The sequence below is a fragment of the uncultured Ruegeria sp. genome (genome assembly GCF_947504215.1).
Taxonomy (GTDB): domain Bacteria; phylum Pseudomonadota; class Alphaproteobacteria; order Rhodobacterales; family Rhodobacteraceae; genus Ruegeria.
Genome location: NZ_CANNGO010000022.1, coordinates 13,470 through 33,039, shown reverse-complemented (window position 1 = coordinate 33,039; position 19,570 = coordinate 13,470). Strand labels below are relative to the sequence as shown.

The 19,570-nt window shown below is 54.7% G+C and carries 16 protein-coding genes; 9 read left to right on the top strand and 7 right to left on the bottom strand.

The window, feature by feature from the left end:
- Positions 1-258 precede the first annotated feature (258 nt).
- Positions 259-1,194 (bottom strand): LysR substrate-binding domain-containing protein, encoded by a 936-nt coding sequence (locus tag Q1B21_RS21785; RefSeq protein ID WP_299893110.1) that lies wholly within the window; start codon positions 1,192-1,194, stop codon positions 259-261.
- A 238-nt stretch (positions 1,195-1,432) separates the two neighbouring features.
- Here Q1B21_RS21785 and Q1B21_RS21780 point away from each other — a divergent pair, with 238 nt between their 5' ends.
- The 6 genes from Q1B21_RS21780 to Q1B21_RS21755 all read left to right on the top strand — a co-directional run bounded on the left by Q1B21_RS21780 (position 1,433) and on the right by Q1B21_RS21755 (position 10,224).
- Positions 1,433-2,386 (top strand): ABC transporter substrate-binding protein, encoded by a 954-nt coding sequence (locus Q1B21_RS21780; RefSeq protein WP_298934777.1) that lies wholly within the window; start codon positions 1,433-1,435, stop codon positions 2,384-2,386.
- Between the two features lie 82 nt (positions 2,387-2,468).
- Positions 2,469-3,497, top strand: a complete 1,029-nt coding sequence (locus tag Q1B21_RS21775) for a glycine betaine/L-proline ABC transporter ATP-binding protein (protein WP_299083689.1) — start codon at positions 2,469-2,471, stop codon at positions 3,495-3,497.
- Entirely contained in the window at positions 3,497-5,479 is a 1,983-nt protein-coding gene (locus Q1B21_RS21770) for a proline/glycine betaine ABC transporter permease (protein WP_299893107.1), read from the top strand. The genes Q1B21_RS21775 and Q1B21_RS21770 overlap by 1 nt, the downstream gene beginning before the upstream one ends.
- A gap of 14 nt (positions 5,480-5,493) precedes the next feature.
- Positions 5,494-7,893 (top strand): DUF1989 domain-containing protein, encoded by a 2,400-nt coding sequence (locus Q1B21_RS21765; RefSeq protein ID WP_299893105.1) that lies wholly within the window; start codon positions 5,494-5,496, stop codon positions 7,891-7,893.
- 123 nt (positions 7,894-8,016) lie between these two features.
- The gene (locus tag Q1B21_RS21760) at positions 8,017-8,508 is read left to right on the top strand and encodes a hypothetical protein (RefSeq protein ID WP_299893103.1); all 492 of its coding nucleotides are present in this window, start codon (positions 8,017-8,019) and stop codon (positions 8,506-8,508) included.
- Between the two features lie 699 nt (positions 8,509-9,207).
- Positions 9,208-10,224 (top strand): GlxA family transcriptional regulator, encoded by a 1,017-nt coding sequence (locus Q1B21_RS21755; RefSeq protein ID WP_299083700.1) that lies wholly within the window; start codon positions 9,208-9,210, stop codon positions 10,222-10,224.
- 463 nt (positions 10,225-10,687) lie between these two features.
- On the opposite strand, the gene Q1B21_RS21750 is transcribed toward Q1B21_RS21755, so the two are convergent.
- From Q1B21_RS21750 to Q1B21_RS21730, 5 genes are all read right to left on the bottom strand, one after another.
- Complete coding sequence (locus Q1B21_RS21750) at positions 10,688-11,638, bottom strand: NAD(P)-dependent oxidoreductase (RefSeq protein WP_299893101.1); 951 nt, start codon at positions 11,636-11,638, stop codon at positions 10,688-10,690.
- Entirely contained in the window at positions 11,635-12,090 is a 456-nt protein-coding gene (locus tag Q1B21_RS21745; protein WP_299893099.1) for a cupin domain-containing protein, read from the bottom strand. The genes Q1B21_RS21750 and Q1B21_RS21745 overlap by 4 nt, the downstream gene beginning before the upstream one ends.
- Before the next feature lie 75 nt (positions 12,091-12,165).
- Positions 12,166-13,608, bottom strand: coding sequence for an aldehyde dehydrogenase family protein (locus Q1B21_RS21740; protein WP_299893097.1), 1,443 nt, complete (start codon positions 13,606-13,608; stop codon positions 12,166-12,168).
- Positions 13,609-13,630: 22 nt separating this feature from the next.
- Positions 13,631-14,839 carry a mandelate racemase/muconate lactonizing enzyme family protein gene (locus Q1B21_RS21735; protein WP_299893096.1) on the bottom strand — a complete coding sequence of 403 codons (1,209 nt, stop codon included), beginning with the start codon at positions 14,837-14,839 and terminating at the stop codon, positions 13,631-13,633.
- Entirely contained in the window at positions 14,836-16,461 is a 1,626-nt protein-coding gene (locus Q1B21_RS21730) for a GMC family oxidoreductase (RefSeq protein WP_299893095.1), read from the bottom strand. The genes Q1B21_RS21735 and Q1B21_RS21730 overlap by 4 nt, the downstream gene beginning before the upstream one ends.
- A 69-nt stretch (positions 16,462-16,530) precedes the next feature.
- Between Q1B21_RS21730 and Q1B21_RS21725 the strand changes: the two genes are divergently transcribed.
- Positions 16,531-17,490, top strand: a complete 960-nt coding sequence (locus tag Q1B21_RS21725) for a LysR substrate-binding domain-containing protein (RefSeq protein WP_299893092.1) — start codon at positions 16,531-16,533, stop codon at positions 17,488-17,490.
- 96 nt (positions 17,491-17,586) lie between these two features.
- Positions 17,587-18,000: a hypothetical protein gene (locus Q1B21_RS21720; RefSeq protein ID WP_299893090.1), complete on the top strand. Its 414-nt coding sequence runs from the start codon at positions 17,587-17,589 to the stop codon at positions 17,998-18,000.
- A 59-nt stretch (positions 18,001-18,059) separates the two neighbouring features.
- Here the strand turns inward: Q1B21_RS21720 and Q1B21_RS21715 are convergent, their stop codons facing one another.
- Positions 18,060-18,644 (bottom strand): YceI family protein, encoded by a 585-nt coding sequence (locus Q1B21_RS21715; RefSeq protein WP_299893088.1) that lies wholly within the window; start codon positions 18,642-18,644, stop codon positions 18,060-18,062.
- A 128-nt stretch (positions 18,645-18,772) separates the two neighbouring features.
- On the opposite strand from Q1B21_RS21715, the gene Q1B21_RS21710 reads away from it, so the two are divergent.
- Positions 18,773-19,504, top strand: a complete 732-nt coding sequence (locus Q1B21_RS21710) for an endonuclease/exonuclease/phosphatase family protein (RefSeq protein ID WP_299893086.1) — start codon at positions 18,773-18,775, stop codon at positions 19,502-19,504.
- Positions 19,505-19,570 lie beyond the last annotated feature (66 nt).

Genomic DNA, 19,570 nt, shown 5'->3' with positions numbered 1-19,570 from the left:
TTACCACCAATCTCCTGGATCGGCTGCTTAATGGCCTCTCGGGCAATCTCAATGTCAGATTTATAACTCATGTGGGCTTTTGCCTCCCTGCAGAATAGGCCAAACACGTCCGGACCCGACAGTCTGGTAGACCGGGTGCAGAATCAAATTATTTCTTTAAAGTAAATAAATATTCCCCATGGTCAATGTTTGAATTATACAGCGACTGGATCAGACGCAGTTTCCGACAGGCACAATATTTGAAATCAGACAGAAAAATTACGCGTAACGTTTTCGTCCAGCGCTGAGCCCCAAAAGCCAGTCTTGGACAATACGCTGTTCCGGAAACGCTTTGTGTGTGGGGCTTCTCAGCAGATAGTATCCTGAGCTTGTCCTAACCGATGCACCGTCAATTGGTCGAACCAATGCTTTGCTCTCAAGCAAGGGGTCAACAAGATGCGCCCATCCCAACGCGATACCCAAACCATCGACTGCTGCCTGCACGGACAATGGATAGGTGTTGAAGGCCACCGCACGTTCCATAGGAGACGTTGCAACACCGTTCGCCCCGAGCCAGGTGCGCCATGTCATCCATTCTGCGTGGCTGCTTGTGACTTCGATCAGGTCCAGCTGCGGCAGGGCAGTGAGATCAGTCGCCGACGGGTTAGTTCTTAAATACTCTGGGCTGCACACAGGAAACACTGTTTCACCAAACAGAAGCTGTGCCTCGTATCCGGGCCAATCGCCATCTCCGCGCAGTATGGTCAGATCCATAGCTTCGGACAAACACTCGGCGTCGCTGTCTGAGGACACAAGCGAAATCCGTATCCGACCATTGGACTTGTTGAACTTCCGCAATTGCGGCATCAACCAAAGCGAAGCCACGGAATTGGTTGCAGCAATCGAGACCGTATTTGCCTGATGCTTGGCCAACATATCCCGGCTGACATCTCGCATCAGATCAAGCGATTGTTCTACTGTTGCGAGCAGAATGGCACCCTGTTGTGTCAAGGACACCGACCGATGCCCCCGCACGAACAAGGGCACATCATAGTGTTGTTCCAGCAAACGTACTTTTCGACTGATTGCAGTCTCTGAGATATTCAGAACCTTGCTCGCTTGCGCAAAACTCTGCGCCTTGGCTGCGGCCTCGAAGGCCAAAAGATAGTCGAGCGGCGGTAGAACTTTACCGGTAGCTGGCGCTTTCTTTGGCATTTGACGACATAATCCCAAGCTGGACCTGTTCACGATCAGTATCGATGTTCCCGGGGCAAAACACGTTTGACCAGACAACCGATTGTTAAAATAACAAAATTTCTAGTTTGCCTCAAGAATTTATAGGCAAAGCCCCTCAAATCTCTGTTCTGTGTTCCCCGTATTTATGGGCAGAATGCAAAAATTCGGGACCGGAAGAGTCCTTACGCTGAAAATACTCGTCACTCAGGGAGCGAACATGAAACTTACAAACCTACTTTCTGCTGCAACCTTGGCAGCGGCAGCGGGAACCGGCGCGATCGCCGAAGACAGCAGCGATCCGATCGTTATCCCCATTCACAATTGGTCAAGCCAGATCGTGATGTCGAACGTTGTTGGTCTGATCTTCGAAGAAATGGGCAACAACGTCGAATATGTCACCACCGACAGTCAGGCTGTCTATGAATCGGTGCGCCTGGGTGACGTGGCGCTGGAAATGGAAGTCTGGGAAGGCGCGTTTGGCGCGTCCTACCGCGCGGCTCTGGAAAAAGGTGGCCTTCACGATGCTGGCGATCACGACGCGGTCACGCGTGAGGATTGGTGGTACCCGATGTGGACCAAGGACTCCTGCCCTGGTCTGCCAGATTGGCAAGCGTTGAATGATTGCGCACATTTGTTCGCTACAGCGGAAACCGGCGACAAGGGTCGGTACCTCGATGGTCCGGTTGACTGGCTGAAGCATGGTAAAGAACGTGCCGAGGCGCTGGATCTGAATTTTACCGTGATCAACGCGGGCTCGGCCGCAGCCCTCTGGGCCGAGATTGGCGCGGCTGAGGCCGACAAAACGCCGGTTCTGGTGTTCAACTGGACGCCAAACTTCGCCGAAGCTGTTTGGCCTGGTGAGTTCGTCGAATTCCCCGCATGGGAAGACGGATGCGACAAAGATCCGGCCAAGGGTCCGAACCCGGATGCGTTGTATGATTGCGGCAACCCCGCCAAGGGTTATCTGAAAAAAGCTGCATGGGACGGAATGAAGGACAAATGGCCGGCCGCGTATTGCGCCCTGACCGAGATTTCGTTCACCAACCCTCAGATTGCCGAGATGGCGAAATTGGTCGACACTGATGAGCTTGAACCGGAAGAAGCGGCAGAAGAATGGCTGGACGCCAATCGCGCCGTTGTTGATCCTTGGATCAGCGCCTGTAGCGGGTAATTCGGTCAATCTTAACGAAATTGGCGCGGCCTTGTCTGTCTCAGCGACGCAAGGCCGCGTCTAACTGGAAAGAAAAACAGCCATGTCCGCCGCAGCACCTGTGATCTCAGCCAAAAATGTCTGGAAACTGTTTGGGCCCTCGCCAGAAAGCTATCTCAAGTCTTTGCCCGAAGGCCGCAGCTTCGATGAGATCCGGGCCGATGGATACATCGCCGGTGTCAAAGACGTCTCGATCGAAGTGGGTCGTGGCGAAATGCTGGTCATCATGGGACTTTCAGGATCGGGCAAATCGACACTAGTGCGGTGCTTCTCGCGCCTGCATGACATTACGGGCGGTACTATCGAAGTTGACGGGCAGGACGTCATGAGCCTGAGTGAGCGCGAACTGATCGAGTTACGTCGCAAAAAGATGGGTATGGTGTTTCAGTCGTTCGGTCTGCTGCCACATCGTACGGTTCTGGAAAACGTGGCATTCCCACTGGAAATGCGTGGACAAGATCGCCATGACCGACGCGAACGCGCGCTGGAAGTCATCAAGCTTGTTGGGCTTGAAGGTCGAGAAGAATATTTTCCGCGCGAGTTGAGCGGCGGTCAGCAACAGCGAGTTGGGATTGCCCGGTCACTGGCCATCGAGCCGGACATCTGGTTTCTGGATGAACCTTTTTCAGCACTGGATCCGTTGATCCGTCGTGAAATGCAGGACGAATTCCTGCGACTTCAAGAATTACTGGGCAAAACCATCGTCTTTATCACCCATGATTTTGACGAAGCGCTGCGCCTTGCCGATCGGATTGCGATCATGCGCAACGGCGCGGTCGAGCAATGTGATACCCCTGACAAGATCGTGATGAACCCTGCGACCGAATACGTGGCGAAATTTACGGAGGACATCGACAAAGCCAGGGTCGTGCATGCGCGAGGTTTGGCAAAACCGGTGAACGGACATGCATTGGAAGGTGCCCCGATCGATGGCGGTGCCACCATTCACGAACTGGCACGTGTGTTGGTCAATGACAACCGCATCCTGCTGCCGGTGGCAGATGACCAAGGCGTTGTAACCGGCGTGCTGGAGCGCGACGCCGCATTGAACGTTCTTCTCGGAGCCGACTGATGGCCACACTGTCCACCGATCTGCCCGGCACAGCAGGCAAGCCGTGGAGTCGTACCAGAGTCCTGACGGTGCTACTGGTCACCGCCTTTGCGCTGATCCTTGCCAAGGCAGCGGGTATTTTGCCTGAATGGCTGAACCGCATCCCAGAAGCGGCGATCCCTCCGACGGCACAAGTGTTGGACGCGATTTTCAGCTTCATTCAGAATGACCTCGGTCTGATCTATGTGACCCGATTTATTGCCGAAGGCCCGCTAGAGTTCTTGCTGGACACGTCGGCCAACCTTTTGGAAGGCAAACGGCGTTGGCCATTTCTGGGGCCTATCCCGTGGTCGGCAATCGCCGCCGTGGCCGCTGTCATTGGCTACGCTGTTGGTGGGTGGAGGCTGGCCGCCTTGGGTGCGGGAACCTTTATTTGGACCGCAGCAATCGGGCAATGGAAGATCGCCATGCAGACGATGTCTGTCATCGTGGTCGCCGCACCATTGGCGTTTCTGCTGGGCTTGGGTCTGGGTATCGCCGCCTGGAAATACGGCTGGTTCGAGCGGATGCTAAAACCCATCCTGTCCGTGCTGCAAACCCTGCCCTTTTTCACATATCTTTTGCCAGCAGTCATCTTTTTCAAGGTGGGACCAACCGCCGGGGCCGTGGCAACAATTACCTTTGCTATTCCGCCAATGATCCTGATGACCACTCTGGGCCTTAAAAAGGTCAGTCCGGAGGTGATCGAGGCGGGTCAGATGTCTGGCTGCACCCGCTGGCAGATGCTGCGCCACGTTTATGTTCCGGCCGCACGTACTGAAATTCTGGTTGGCGTCAATCAGGTCATCATGCTGTGTCTTGCAATGGTAGTTCTGACCGCCTTCATCGGCATGCCGGGCCTTGGTGCCAAATTGCTGGCCATGATGGGCAGTTTCAAGCTTGGCCGATCCTTTGAGATTGGCATCACGATTGTTCTGCTGGCAGTCACCCTGGATCGGATGTCCAAAGCCTGGGTCGTCAAGCAACCGGTTCATTTCGAACGCGGCACCCCGTGGTGGAAACGGCATCAGATTTCTCTTGTCGCTTTAGGTCTGTTCGTCGGGTTCATCCTGCTGTCACAGTTGTTCCCGATCCTGGCTGAAATTGGTCGCAAGCAACACCTTAGCCAAGGCAAAGAAATTGATGTGGTCATCAAATCATTCCTGGCCGTGGACATCATCAAAGGAACGACCGAGTGGCTGCGCTGGTTCCTGAACGTCAAGGTTTTGATCCCGTTCCGCAACACATTGCTGGCCATTCCGACACCTGCCTTTATCTTGCTTGTTGTTGCATTCGCCTATTGGGTCGGAGGGCGGCGACCGGGCATCTATGCCGCGATCTTTTTTACCATTGTCGCCTTCTCAGGCTGGTGGGACCGGTCCGTGATCACGCTCTATACTGTGATCTCTGCGGTTGCGCTTGCAACATTGATCGGCATTCCACTGGGCGTGGTTGCGGCCCGTTCGGCGTATTGGTCCAAGAGCATTCTATTGGCGTGCGACACCGCCCAGACCTTCCCCAGCTTCATCTACCTGATCCCCGCGATCATGCTGTTCGGTGTCAACGACGTCGCTGTGGTGTTCTCGATCCTGATTTTCGCAGCGGTGCCGCTGATCCGATACACCATTATTGGTCTTGGCAGTGTGCCCTCGGAAATGACCGAAGCAGCAGACATGGCCGGGTCCACACGGCATCAAAAGCTGATGTCGGTCCAGTTTCCATTGGCGCTGCCGACAATGGCGGTCGGGTTCAATCAGGCAATCATGTTTGCCTTCTTCATGGTCATTATCGCTGCCTTCATCGGCACACAGGATCTGGGACAGGAATTACAGCGCACACTGGCCGGGACGGAACTGGGTAAGAACTTTGTTTTGGGCCTGAACGTGTCGCTGATGGCACTGACCTTTGACATGGCAATCAGCAGTTGGGCCGAAAAGCGCAAACGCGCTTTGGGTCTGGATTAACCGGAGGATCGAAGATGAACGTTCAACCCGTCTTTGAAGTACCTTATGAACGCAGCGGCGTTCTGACCCCCGGTCTTCCCATCCTGCCGCACGGGACGGAACGCCATCCGGTACCCGGTGCCGGGTCGCGGGCTGTTCCGGTCTCCAAGGGCGATACAATCACCTTGCTGGATCGAGACGGAATGCAACCCGCCGAGATGGTCTTCTTTGCCCCCGACCGAAGCTCTGATGCGGCGATGCTTGGAACACAAAGTGACGGCCGCCCCGAAGGGTTGATTGCGACCCTGGCAAACGGGTCGCCCTCGGGCAAAAAGGTGCTGCGCGCTTTGCAAGCCGCCGGATTCAACATCGGTAACGGCGACGCGATCCGGGCATTCACCGACGGCTCGCGACCCGGCGACATGGTGCATTTCGTGGCCGAATGTGATGGCCTTCTGATCGTGGCCGCCCCAGGCGAGGCGATGCGACCGGAAAAGAGCAATCCCCCAACAGACATCATCCTGTATATCCAGCGCGCCGCCCCGGGTCTGGAGAAGCCCGATGTGGGTCCGCCCGATCCCTTGGCCGACCCACTAAGAGATCTCAACATTCAACCGGGCAACGCCAAATCCTATGAGGTCAAGGCCGGAGAGTATATCCAGATCGTGGATATCAGGGGGCGCGAATGCTCGGACTTCCAGGCCTTCAGCCGCCGCGCACTGGATCAGGGGATCGAGCGCGAAATTGACCCGACGACCACCCGCAGCCTGATGGGCAGTCTCTACCCGCAGCCGGGGATATACTCAAAATACTGGTCGGTTGATCAGGAACCTCTGATCGAGATTGTTCAGGATACCTGCGGGCGTCATGACACTTTCGGATTGGCTTGCACTGCGCGATACTACGAAGATCTTGGCTATCCAGGGCACCTGAATTGCTCGGACAATATCAACAAGGATCTGGATCAATACGGTGTAAAGCCACGTGCTGGTTGGCCTGCGATCAATTTCTTCTTCAATACAATGCTGGACGACACAAACGCGATTGGCATGGACGACCCCTGGTCACGGCCGGGGGACTTCGTCCTGCTGCGCGCCTTAACCGATCTGGTTTGCGTCAGCACCGGCTGCCCCTGCGACATTGATCCGGCAAATGGCTGGAACCCCACCGACATTCAAGTGCGAACTTACAAGGCGACCGAGGATTTCAATCGATCCTATGGCTACAGAAAATCTGCGGAGGCGGACGTGGAAGACACCAAGAAAACTGCATTTCACGACTGCTTTGCCCGGCACACCCGTGATTTTGTCGAATACAATGGCTATTGGCTACCCAACACCATGACCAATCACGGCGCGATTGCCGAATACTGGGCCTGCCGGGACAAGGTCGCCGTGATGGACCTGAGCCCGCTGCGAAAATACGAGGTGATGGGCCCCGATGCGGAAGAGCTGATGCAGCTTTGCGTGACCCGCAACATGAAAAAGCTAAGCGTTGGCCAGGTCGTCTATACGGCAATGTGTTATGAACACGGCGGTATGATCGACGATGGTACGGTCTATCGATTGGGCGAGACAAACTTCCGCTGGATCGGCGGCAATGACACAAGCGGGTTGTGGCTGCAGGAACAGGCGCTCAAGCGGAACATGAATGTCTGGGTGCGCAACTCGACCGATCAGTTGCACAACATCGCGGTTCAGGGACGTCACAGCCGCGACATCCTTTCAAAGATATTCTGGACGCCACCCCAGCAACCAACAATCGAGGAATTGCCGTGGTTCCGACTTGCAGTTGCAAGGGTTGGGGATGTACAGGGTACGTCTGTCGTGATTTCACGAACGGGGTATTCCGGCGAGCTAGGTTATGAAATCTTCTGCCACCCAAAAGATGCCACCGAAATCTTTGATCGCGTCTGGGAGGTTGGGCAAGATTACGGAATTACACCTCTGGGCCTCACTGCATTGGACATGTTGCGGATCGAAGGCGGTTTGATCTTTGCGGGGTCTGAATTCGACGACCAGACCGATCCGTTTGAGGCTGGCATCGGCTTTACGGTGCCATTGAAATCGAAAACCGATGATTTTATTGGACGTGCCGCGATCGAAGACCGCAAGGCACACCCGCACCGCAAGCTGGTTGGTTTCGAAATCGAGGGGGGAACTGTTCCGTTGCCGGGCGACTGCGTGCGCGTCGGAAAAGCACAGGTTGGAGAGATCACCAGCGCCATGAAATCTCCAATCCTGGGCAAAGTCATTGCCTTGGGCCGGGTTGCGACCACCCATGCCACCATAGGAAGCGATATCGAGATCGGACAACTGGACGGTCAGCAAAAGCGCCTGAAAGCCAAAATCGTCCCTTTCCCGCATTTCGATCCGACGAAGGAGCGTGTTAAAGGCCTGTATTCCAAAGCAGATGTTCCTGACGCAGCCGAATGACTGCTCGGCTGCAGGCGTATTGTACAAAGCATGAAAGCGGCGTGAAAGCTGATGCAGGCCTAAAAGCACAATCTCGAATTTGCCTTAGCGTCTGTAGCAAAAAACAGCGTTTTGGAGGTTCACATGTGCAAGTTCAGTGAGCACGTCAAAGCTCGGAGTGTCCCCAAAACAGGACCAGAAGCCATAACAAGCCATGGAATTCCAATGCTCAAGCGACTTGCCATCGTATTGATCGTGGCAGTTCAACCAACATCTGGTATGGCTGACTCATGCACGCGAATTTCTGCGCTTCAAAGCTATGAAGACACTGGTCTCGCCCCTGAAGGATCAATATGCGAGACTTTCGTTGGCTTGATCTACTCAAGAGGCGTTTCGTGCTTTTGGGAGTTCCCATTCAGAAGCACCGAGGCCACAAGCATCTTCAACGTCATGTGGGCCGAAGTAACAGATTGTAAAAAAATGGTTTCTTCTTCTGACGACAAGCCCGTCAATCACCCCGACAGCTATCAACTCAAGGAAATGATCGCCAATGATGGCGTTTACCGCGTTGCAATAAAAGACAAAGGTTTAGAAAACCGTACTTTAGTGGTTTTGACTGTCGAGCAAGGCGATTGAATTGACTTATGCAGATGGCTTAGTCGGATGTGCGACAAATACTAAGATGAATTGAGAGGGGGGCCCCTTACTTTGATCGCGGCGCGAGAAAGACGGACTTTTCGCCTCCTGTGATCTAGCGCTTCAGAACAAGCTGATGGGTCAGATCAACCTTCTCAGCGTTGGTCACGGCCGGGTCAGCGAAGGCGGTTCATTTCTGATCTGACCTTTGGCACGGTCGCCACATAAGCTGTCGTCGACCCAATATCCAGAGACACAGAACCTCCGTATCGTGGTGCCGCGTTGAGGCCAAAGGCATAACCCGCGCCTGGGGGCGTAGACCGGCCTAAAGCAATTTTCCTATCCGCTTCTGTATCTGCCTCGAACAGTGGACGAAGGAAGCAAATCGGTTTCCCGACCAGTCTCGTGTAATGCGGACGGTGCTTTCGTGATCCCTGAATTCGGCCTCGGCGTAGCGACCGAAAATTTCAAAGGTCTGCCAATATTTCACTTGCATATACATGCTTTTTCTTTCCCTTAGTTGGCATCGTCTAGACCATGACCAGACTCTCCTCACCAAAGGCCAGCGACGAAGAGATCTCCTTGTGGAAGGCGAGCGGCAACACTGTTACGCAGGTATGTGCCTGATCTAGTCAGCACCTTCACCCGGTGTATTGGTGCCTTTGATCCGTCGCGATCTGCATTGTGGGGGGAGAGGACATGACCCAAAAGAACTTTGTACCCAAAGGGGCCGCCAGTTTTCGCATTAGCTACGACGGGCCAGCAAAAGAGATCTATTTCCTGCTGCTACCAAAGCTGACGATGCTGGCCTTCAGTGCAGCAGTCGAGCCTCTGAGGATTGCCAATCAGGTCACCAACAAAGAGCTCTACAGATGGTTTCTGATCACCGAAGACGGAAGCTCTGTAATGTGCTCCAACGGTATCGAAATCACCCCGGATTTTGCCCTGCAAAATCTACCCCGTTCATCCAGATTTTTTGTCTGTTCGGGTATAGAACCAGCAGAAAGCACCAATCGCAAAGTTCAGTCCTGGATCAGCCGACAGATTGCCTTTGGGTGCAAACCCGGCGGCATTTGTTCCGGCGCGTTTGCACTTGCACAGGCAGGAGCTTTGACCGGCAGGCGGTTCACATTGCACTGGGAAAACCAACCGGCATTTCTTGAGCATTTCAATGATCTGGAACCGTCAGCAAATCTATATGAAATCGACAATGATCTGATGACCTGTGGAGGTGGAAATGCGGCAACTGATTTGATGTTAGACATGATCGAATCCGACTTTGGAAAAGACCTGGCGATAATCGTCTCTGACATGTGCATTCACTCCCGTTCGAACAACAGGCAAACCCTTCAAAAATCCGCCTTTTCGGTGGCATTGGGCAGCCGGAACCAACATCTGATCAACGCGATGCAGATCATGCATGAAAACCTGGAAGAACCGCTCGATATCTCCGAAATCACTGAAGCCGTAGATATCTCCCGCCGTCAGTTAGAACGGCTTTTTCAGAAATATGTCGGGACCTCGCCTACGCAGTATTACATCGAGCTACGGGTTGCACGGGCTTACGCCTTGTTAAATGAAACCGAGATGACAGTGTCAGAAATTGCGGCTGCCACAGGTTTTGGCAGCGCCACTCAACTTACAGTTCGATTTAAAAAACGTTATGGCGAGGCGCCAACTTCCTTTCGAAGAGGCTGGTCTGAAAGGCGCGGATGATCGCGTCACATCTTCAATAACGCTTTTTAGACACAAGTCTTGGGTTCTCGGATGATCCGGCACAACTGCGATATGCTCCTCTGTCCAGAAGCCGCGCTCGACCAACGCACCAATGACAAAGCGTGTTCCTTCAAGACGTTTCTGATTAGCGAAACCTACTGCGAAGCAGCCAAGTGTTGGCGCGAACAATGCGGAGATCAATCGCCTGCCGATACCTGAGCAGGCCGCGGTCAACCAATACTATGTGAACCCGAGAAGACAAAAAGGAGAACCATGAAACTAGGGCACTTGCAGCACGCCAAATCCGCAGCTCAGCTTAAACCAGATGAGAAGTGACAAAACAAAGTCAAGCTGCCACCTGTCTCAAACCATCGATAACAGACAAGTACTTGACATATATTGACTTTTAGAAGTGCCCATGAAGACGCGTTGTCACTTAGCTAAGCGGCGAACACCTCTCCTCTCAACTCCGCCCCGTTGGGATGACCTCATAGCCGGGTTCCTCGGGTTCATCGTCCGTCATTTCCGGTGGAAATCCCGGTGCTCGGATATCCAGACCGGTTGCATCCTCCAGACGCTTGATGATGTTTGGTGACAATTCACGATCCCCATAACGAGCGATGCCATCGTCGAAGATGCTGCAAATCAACGGTGAGATCTCCAAAGGCACGTTGTTGCGCTCTGCGATTTCCTGGAACAGCCCCACGTCTTTTTTGACCAAATCCATGGTGAATGAAATATCCCGAGACCCATTCAAAATGACCTGACTTTCGGTGACATGGCTGAAGGATGTTCCCGACGAGATCTTGATTGCCTCATATGTGGTGTTCAGGTCCATTCCGGCAGCTTTGGCAGTGACAAGCGCCTCGGCGTTGGCCGCCAGATGAACGGTTGCCAGATAGTTGGTCAACACTTTCAGCATCGACGCCGATCCCAGATCACCGGTATGCAATACCCGACGTCCTAAAGTGGTCAGCAAAGGCAGAATACGTTCGAATGTGGGGCGATCACAGCCTGCAAAGATTGAAATATTCCCTGTATCAGCCCGGTGGCATCCACCCGACACGGGACAGTCAACAGCGGCCCCCCCCGCCGCGATAACCAGACCTCCTAGACGCTCGGCCTCGGCCTGATCAGTCGTCGACATCTCCATCCAGATCTTGCCTTCGCGAACCTCAGGCAACATCTCCCGCATGACTGCATCAGAGGCGGCGGGTGACGGCAGGCATGTGATTACCGCATCGCAGTCACGCATCATCTGTGCCGGATTTTCGCCAGCCGTTGCGCCCTTGGTGACTTTTTCGGCAACCAGATCAGGGTTCAGATCAAACACGGTCAGATCAAAACCGTTCCGCAGCAGACTACCGCTGAGTTTGCCACCGACGTTGCCGAGGCCAATAAATCCTATTTTCATTGTTCCCCACCCTGTTGTTGAGAAAAGTTGTAAACCACGTCACTAAAGCGATTTTCCGGAAATCCGTAGACGAACTCAATGCCCTCAGTGCCAGCCGTTATGCCATGTATTGCCCCGCCCGGAATGAAGATCGCCATTCCCGGGCCAACTGATGTAATCTTGCCGTCAATTGAAACCTCTGCATATCCGGATACGACAAAATAGAACTCTGCCGGGTCGTGACTGTGCAGTGGCAAACTGCCGAAGGCCGGAATACTCGCGATCCCCAGGACCAGATCTGTTGATGACATACGGTCCCCACAAATCAACGTTTGCCACATCACGTCGCCATACCTCGCGTCAAAACCGCCTTCGATAGGCGCGTCGTCGCGATGGGTCGCCCAAGGGCTGGTTGTATTTTCGGAGCCGGAGGCAGACGGCTCCGGAAGAAAATCGAGGGTGGTGTGCGACATTGCACTCTCCGATGAAATGGCTGCCTTTTTTGGCCAGACCGGGTTGATGTTGCGAATGTTAGGATTTGGCCTGGCTCAGGCCGTTAGCCCAAGCCCACCTCTGACTTTGAGTTCGAGGTAGTCTTCCAGCCCAAACGGCCCGCCTTCGCGCCCGTTACCGGATTGTTTATACCCCCCGAACGGCGAGCCGTAGTTGGTGCTTTGACCGTTGATCGTGACAGTGCCCGCACGCAGCGCTGCACAAACGCGTTTGGCACGCTCCACGTCTCTTGTCTGAAGGAATGCGGCCAGGCCAAATACTGTATCGTTGGCGATGGCGATCCCTTCTTCTTCAGTCTCAAACGGGATGATGACCAGAACAGGGCCAAAGATCTCTTCACGCGCGATACGCATTTGGTTGTTCACGTCAAAAAAAATGGTCGGACGGGCATACCAGCCGTGTTCAAACCCAACGGGTTTGCCAAGGCCACCAGCCAAAAGCCGCGCGCCTTCGTCCAACCCAGTCTGAATCATTGCCTGAACGCGGTCATATTGTAACTGGCCGAAGAGAGGACCAATATGATCACCTGGATCAGCAGGCTCCCCAATCTTTTGATCAGCAGCGGCGCGGGATGCAATCTCAAGGACGGTTTCATAACAACTGCGCTCGACCAGCATACGGGTTGGCGCGTTGCAAGACTGGCCAGTGTTTTGAAAGCAATTGGCAACCGATGCAGTTACGCGCGCCTCTAGATCCTTACCGTTATCAGCAAAGATCAGGTTGGGGGATTTCCCGCCTAGTTCCAGCGCCACACGTTTGACTGTATCGGCGGCGTCCTTTGACACCATTATGCCTGCCCGGGTCGAGCCGGTGAAGGACATCATGGCAATGTCTGGATGACGCGACATTGCCGATCCAACCTCTGGGCCATCCCCGAAGACCAGATTGAAAACACCTGGCGGATATCCCGCCTCGTCGATGAGCTCGGCAAAAAGTGCTGCCGAAAGCGGTGTGTATTCCGAAGGTTTCAAAACGCAGGTGGCCCCAACCGCCAAAGCAGGCAGGACCTTTTGCGCGACCTGGCTGATTGGCCAGTTCCACGGTGTGATCAACCCGCAGACGCCGATCGGTTCGCGATACAGCACATCGCCGTTTGGCAGGGTCTCGCAGTCAACGTGAGCCTTCAGCACCTCGATGAACGACTTGATATGGTCTACCCCACAACCCGCTTGCAACGTACGCGACATATCGATGGGAGCGCCCATTTCGCGGGTGATCGCCCAAGCCATCTCTTCCAGCCGGTTGGTGTAAACTCCCAGCAAGCGGCTCAGCAGCGCGATACGCTCAGCCTTGGAGGTTTTGGAAAACGTCTCAAAGGCCCGGCTTGCGGATGCAACAGCCCGATCGACATCCAAAGCGGTGCCAAGCGTGACTTCGCCCAGAATGCTATCGTCTGCAGGATTCTTAATAGCGAAGCGCGTGCCGTCGACCGAAGCCACCCAACCGCCATCGATATAGTGTTTGTTCAGCTTTTCCATTGCGTTCACCATTCATGAGTGATCATGGGTTCACCGGCTCGGCCACCATATTCAGGTGCAATTCTTTGCCGGTATAAGGATGCGCGGCGATGACCGCATCGTTTAACTCCGCGCCCAACCCCGGAGACACCGGGGGGAGGACAAAACCCGCCTCCCAGGAGATGGGCGTGGTCAGGAAGTCCATAAACGGGCCGTCAAAGCGACCGATGGATTCCAAGATCACAAAATTGGGACTGCAAGTTGCGATCTGGATATTTGCTGCGGCCACAACGGGGCCACAATACAAATGCGGAGCAATCTGCGCCTGACGCGTTTCGGCCATGGATGCTATTTTCTTAGCTTCCAGCAAGCCACCTACCCGACCCAGGTTCATCTGTAGAATTGAGGCTGCGCCAGCTTCGAGCAGGCGGGCAAACTCATGCTTAGTGCAAAGTCTTTCGCCTGCGGCAACCGGGATGGCAGTGTAACGGGCAACTTCTGCCATATCGGCCGGGTTTTCCGGCGGAATGGGCTCTTCAAACCAAAGCGGGTCATACGCCTCGAGCCGTCGTGCCATCCGTTTGGCACCCGACACGGTGAACTGGCCATGGGTACCAAACAGAAGATCGGCCTTATCGCCCACAGCGCTACGGATCTGTCGGCAATAAGCCTCGGACAGGTCCAGATCGCTGAGCCGTGGCTGATGGCCGTCATAAACTGTGTATGGACCTGCGGGGTCGAATTTGACGGCAGTAAAGCCCTGTGCAACAGCCCGCACCGCCGCCTCAGCGGCGATATCCGCGTCATTGTAGACGTTGGGCTCATCAGGGTCCGGGTAAACATCGCCTTCGGCGGGATAGAGGTATGTGTAGCTGCGAAGGCGGTCGTGAACTTTGCCGCCCAACAGCTGATAGACCGGCTGATCGGCGGCTTTGCCGATTATGTCCCAGCAGGCCATTTCAAGCCCGCTCAGCACGCCCATCACAGTTACATCGGGACGCATAGTAAACCCGGCGCCATAGGTCTGACGCCAGAGTCGTTCAATATGGTGCGGATCCCGACCAGCGAATTGCCGTTCAAACACATCATGCGCCATGGCGGTACAAAGATTGGGCCCGAAGGTTGCATTGTAAATTTCGCCCACGCCGGTGATGCCGCAGGCCGTTGTGAGGCGCAGAAAGATAAAGTACCGGCCGCCGTGGCGTGGCGGCGGGTTTGCCACTACTAAGGTTTCAAGCTTTTCCAGTCTCATACTGCACCTCCTTGCCGGATCGGTTGTGCCGTATCCTGCAGGATCATTTCAGCGCCGCGCGCGGCCAGCATCATGACAGGTGCATTGGTGTTGCCAGACGTCACGTTGGGAAAAGAGGATGCATCGATCACCCGCAATCTTGACACGCCATGCACCCGTAAGCGCGCGTCCAGAACAGAAGATTTAGCCGAGGCGCCCATGCGGCAGGTGCAGCTGGCGTGATAGATCGAACTGGCGCGCGCCTGAAAATCGGCAAGCAAATCATTGTCAGACATGGCCGCGATATCCGGACCGTCGCGCAATACAGACCGAATGGCGGGCGTCTCTGCCAGTTTTTGTGCGGCACGACCTGCTGCAATGGCAAGCGCGCAGTCTTCGTTGGTCGAAAGCGAATAAGGTCTGATGTCTGGCGCAGCATTCGGATCGGCTGAGGTGATCGCCACCTCACCCCGGCTGGTCGGGCGGCAGGGCTGCACACATATCAGAAACCCGGCCTTAGCTGCGACGTCAGTTTTGCCACCAGCGCGCACTGCGTAGGACATCGGGTTGCAGTATATCTGCAGATCCGCACGCTGGCCTTGGTCGGAACGTACAAAACCGCTGACCTGATTGATCGGTACGCTGAGCGGCCCGGCCCGTGTCAGAAGATACTGTAAACCCGCCGCGATTTTCCCGGGCCAGCTGCCCAAGCGGTTGTTCAACGTCGGCTCGGTGGCGGCAAACTGATAGGAAATTCCCAGATGATCCTGCAGCCCCTGCCCCACTTGCGGCAGGTTGGCCTGAACTTTGATCCCGTGGCGTTGCATCAGCTCTGCCGGGCCGATCCCTGAAAGCTGCAAAAGCTGTGGCGAGTTGATCGCGCCAGCGCTGACAACCACCTCACGTCCCGCCATGGCCTGCACCCGCCGCGTGCCTTGACTGTACTCGACCCCAGTGGCGACACCGTTTTGCAGTACTATTCGTTCTACCAGAGCGTTTGACACGACCCGCAGGTTTTGCCGCTTCAATGCAGGTCGCAAAAACGCATCAGCTACCGACCAGCGCCGCCCGTTTTTTACAGTACAGCGCAGACGCGCAACCCCTTCTCGTATTGCCCCATTCAAATCATCAACGACAGGCCACCCCGCTTGTTGGGCAGCCTGCAGAAAATGGGCAGAAAACGGATGCATACGCGTGCCGACGTCACTGACATGCACCTGCCCGAAACTGGGCCCTTCGGTTTCATATCGGTTTTCAAAGGTTTCAAGTTGGGAATAGGTTGCGCTGACAGACTGCCAGTTCCAACCCGTCGCACCAGCGGTCTCCCAATCGTCGAAGTCATGGGGAAGGCCTTGCAGGTAAGCCATCGCATTGATCGAAGACGATCCGCCAATCACCCGTCCACGCGGCCAAAAGGCAGCGCGATTGGCAAGACCAGCGTCGGGTTTGGCGGTGTAGCACCAGTTCAAAGATGGATCATCGTAGGTCTTACCATACCCCAGCGGTACCTTGATCCAGAAGCGGCGGTCGCTGCCGCCCGCCTCAATCAGCAAAACCTTGTGACGTCCACTCGCCGAAAGCCGATCAGCCAGAACACATCCTGCTGAACCCGCTCCTACGACAATGAAATCGTACGCCTCCACCTACGTTTCTCCCTGCAATTGCGACGGCTCTATCGTTGGCCTGGTGACATTTCAGCAAAGAGTTCCCACATGATGATTGTTAATTCAAACAATGGATTTTATGGTATTGACCTAAAAATATTTAAAGGTTGTGCGCTTATGGACCTACCTCACCCAACCTGGCTCCGTACATTCGAGGCGGCCACCCGGCTCGGCAGTTTTTCTGCCGCGGCGGCTGAACTTGGGTTAACACCAGCAGCAGTCAGTCAACAAATGCGCTTGCTTGAAAAGCATCTAAAAACAACGTTGTTCGAAAGACTGCCGCGCGGCGTTGCTTTGACGGATATGGGCAAAGCCTATGCCCAACCTGTTCGGAAAGGCCTGAGCGACATGCAGGTTGCCACTGCGGGTTTGTTTGGCAAGACGAAGCGACAACAACTCAAGGTTCGGGCATCAATCTCTTTTGCAGCTTTGATCATTGCACCCAGGCTGAACGAATTTTTCGCCAATCATCCCCATATCGACGTAGAACTGTCTACATTCGTCTGGGCTAACAGATTTCAAGAGGGGATAAGTGATGTCGATATCCGTTTTGGATACGGAGATTGGTCAGATGGTCGTGTTACACATCTTGGTCATGAATTTGCTGTCCCAGTTTGCCATCCAGATTTCCTAGGAAACTTCCAAGGCGAACCAACCCTCGATATACTGGCCGCACAGCAGATCATTACAATTCATGGGTCTGAATCCGATTGGCCACAGCTATTTCAACAACTCGACCTTTCGATGCCTGTTCAGGCCAGGGTAACACGATTTGATTCATCCTTGATGGCTTTGCAGGCCATCAGCGCAGGGCCCGGGATGGCCATCGTTTTAGAGAGCTTTGCGCAATCGTTCATTCAACGAGGGCTCGTTACGTCGCCGGTGACGGAAAAGATTGCCATCCGACCCGCTCATTTTCTGGTAGAACGCGATGGCTCTGAGCGCCGCGACGAGATCCGTGCCTTTTCAGATTGGATCAGAACCATCTATTCGGATACGGCAGGCTAACCATTCCACAAATTGCTTGGTTTTTCGCGCCCGCCAACGCCGAACGGTATGTAGCGATCAGATCAGTGTCCATTTCCTAGCCCATAACAACTACAGATGTCATTCCTTCCGGAAGGTCGTTTTGCGCTTCTGAAAATCAAGCGTGTCAACCCTCCCAGTGTGAAGCCATCTTTGGTCCACATCCATTATTCCGCACGGTTCGGCACCAAGAACCTCTGCGAGGCGTCCTACTTCCTTGGATATTTCCGCAGCATCGCCGATGCCGATCTGATCTGGGCAACAGGCGTGCCAAAACTGATCACGGCCTGGAACCCTCCGCGACGCGCTTCGAGTCTCCCTAAAGAAGTGTTCTTTATGTTTTGGACATCGATGAAATCAACGCTTCAAGGCATTTGGCGCCTGGAATGCCACCAGCTGGGCAGGTTGAAATCTGAACATCAGAATTTTGGAGGTAACGCGGCATACCATGCTCGCGATGCATCTTTCTTAAACTGTATCGATCCGACCTGATCCGCCGTGCATGTTTCCAATCGGGTTCGATCAAACTTGCATGTCGACCCAGACTGACATCACTCTATCTTCATCGCCTCGGTTTCAATACTGATGTTGACTTCATCCCCGACCAGCCCGTTTTCCACCGCATAGGTCATGCCGAAATCGCTGCGCTGGATCGTGGCAGTCATCGACAAGCCTAGAACCTCGCGCTGGTGGCCGAACGGGTAGTCTGCAATCTTGTTCAGCGTCACGTTAAGCGTCACAGGCTGGGTCACGCCAAGGATCGCAAGGTCGCCGGTGACGGTTCCGGTGGTATCGCTGGTAGGAGCGCCGCCGCTGGCGACAAAGGTGATTTCGGGATGTTCCGAGACATGCAGGAAATCAGGTTTGCGCACATGCCCATCGCGCGCTTCGTTGAACGTGTTGACCGACGCCGTACCTATCGTCACCGAGACATCGCCCAATTCTTGGGTGTCCACGTCATACATGAAACTGCCGTTGACGTCGGTGAATATACCGAGTGTCTTGGCGAAGCCGATGTGATCCACGGTGAAGTAGATGGATGTGTGTTCCGGGTCGAGTTCATACCGCGCCATGTCCGCCTGCGCAGTTGCTGCGAAAGTGGTGAAGAAAGCCGTTGTGACAAGGAGCGTACGCATGGTTTATGTGTCCTGTTCTAAGCGCGTGAAATGCCTTGGTGGGCGAAAACATCGCCATTGGGGACGCGCGGTCTAACTCTGCTATTGTGCCATATAGGGTGGTTGAGAGATAGGGCAGGTTCGATCTGATGCAGGCTGAGCAGCTGCGATGTGCAACGTGGAACATCCACCGCGCCAAGGGAAGTGACGGCAACGTCGATCCTGCGCGCGTTGTCGAGGCGATTGATCATTCACTGACACCTCTGGGCCTACATGTTCTGGCCTTGCAAGAGGCAGACGGAGAATGCCGACCTCACTCAAGCGTGGTCAATGTGCAAGAGATCGCAACCCGCACCGGGCTCGAATACATCCATGACTGCGCGCTAAGATGGGGAACCGAAAGCGATGGGTTTCTGGGCACCATCCTGTTTTTGTCACCGTCGCTGGAACGTACGAAAACCGATTTGATAGATCTACCGGGTCATTGTCACCGCGGTGCCGTGTCTGTCGAGGCAACGTTTAACACACGCGAGGTCAGGATCATGAGCACTCATTTGTCTCTGTCGCAGCCTCTGCGCATTATCCAGATGAGGACCATCGGGCAATATCTGCGGCGGCGCCCGCCCATGCAAACCATCCTGCTTGGAGATCTGAACGAGTGGCGTCCCTGGAGCGGGCTGATGCTCAATCGCCGACTGATTGGTACTGCGCTGCGCGGCCCTGCCCGCCGCACATTTCCCAGTAGATGGCCACTTCTGCCGCTGGACCGTATCCTGACCAACGCACCGGGTAAGGTGCTGCAATTGCGCACCGTTACGTCGACAAAGGTAGCTCTGGCCTCGGACCATCTGCCGCTGGAGGCGACGGTCACAGTTCCGTGATGTGGTTGTATAGTCCGCGTGGCCGTGGGTTATCTAGGGTGTCCAATGCCGCCCGCGGACCTAAGT

Coding starts and splice junctions, on each gene's coding strand:
- Q1B21_RS21785 (WP_299893110.1), bottom strand. CDS start 1,194: ATGCCAAAGAAAGCGCCAGCTACCGGTAAAGTTCTACCGCCGCTCGAC.
- Q1B21_RS21780 (WP_298934777.1), top strand. CDS start 1,433: ATGAAACTTACAAACCTACTTTCTGCTGCAACCTTGGCAGCGGCAGCG.
- Q1B21_RS21775 (WP_299083689.1), top strand. CDS start 2,469: ATGTCCGCCGCAGCACCTGTGATCTCAGCCAAAAATGTCTGGAAACTG.
- Q1B21_RS21770 (WP_299893107.1), top strand. CDS start 3,497: ATGGCCACACTGTCCACCGATCTGCCCGGCACAGCAGGCAAGCCGTGG.
- Q1B21_RS21765 (WP_299893105.1), top strand. CDS start 5,494: ATGAACGTTCAACCCGTCTTTGAAGTACCTTATGAACGCAGCGGCGTT.
- Q1B21_RS21760 (WP_299893103.1), top strand. CDS start 8,017: ATGTGCAAGTTCAGTGAGCACGTCAAAGCTCGGAGTGTCCCCAAAACA.
- Q1B21_RS21755 (WP_299083700.1), top strand. CDS start 9,208: ATGACCCAAAAGAACTTTGTACCCAAAGGGGCCGCCAGTTTTCGCATT.
- Q1B21_RS21750 (WP_299893101.1), bottom strand. CDS start 11,638: ATGAAAATAGGATTTATTGGCCTCGGCAACGTCGGTGGCAAACTCAGC.
- Q1B21_RS21745 (WP_299893099.1), bottom strand. CDS start 12,090: ATGTCGCACACCACCCTCGATTTTCTTCCGGAGCCGTCTGCCTCCGGC.
- Q1B21_RS21740 (WP_299893097.1), bottom strand. CDS start 13,608: ATGGAAAAGCTGAACAAACACTATATCGATGGCGGTTGGGTGGCTTCG.
- Q1B21_RS21735 (WP_299893096.1), bottom strand. CDS start 14,839: ATGAGACTGGAAAAGCTTGAAACCTTAGTAGTGGCAAACCCGCCGCCA.
- Q1B21_RS21725 (WP_299893092.1), top strand. CDS start 16,531: ATGATGATTGTTAATTCAAACAATGGATTTTATGGTATTGACCTAAAA.
- Q1B21_RS21720 (WP_299893090.1), top strand. CDS start 17,587: ATGTCATTCCTTCCGGAAGGTCGTTTTGCGCTTCTGAAAATCAAGCGT.
- Q1B21_RS21715 (WP_299893088.1), bottom strand. CDS start 18,644: ATGCGTACGCTCCTTGTCACAACGGCTTTCTTCACCACTTTCGCAGCA.
- Q1B21_RS21710 (WP_299893086.1), top strand. CDS start 18,773: ATGCAGGCTGAGCAGCTGCGATGTGCAACGTGGAACATCCACCGCGCC.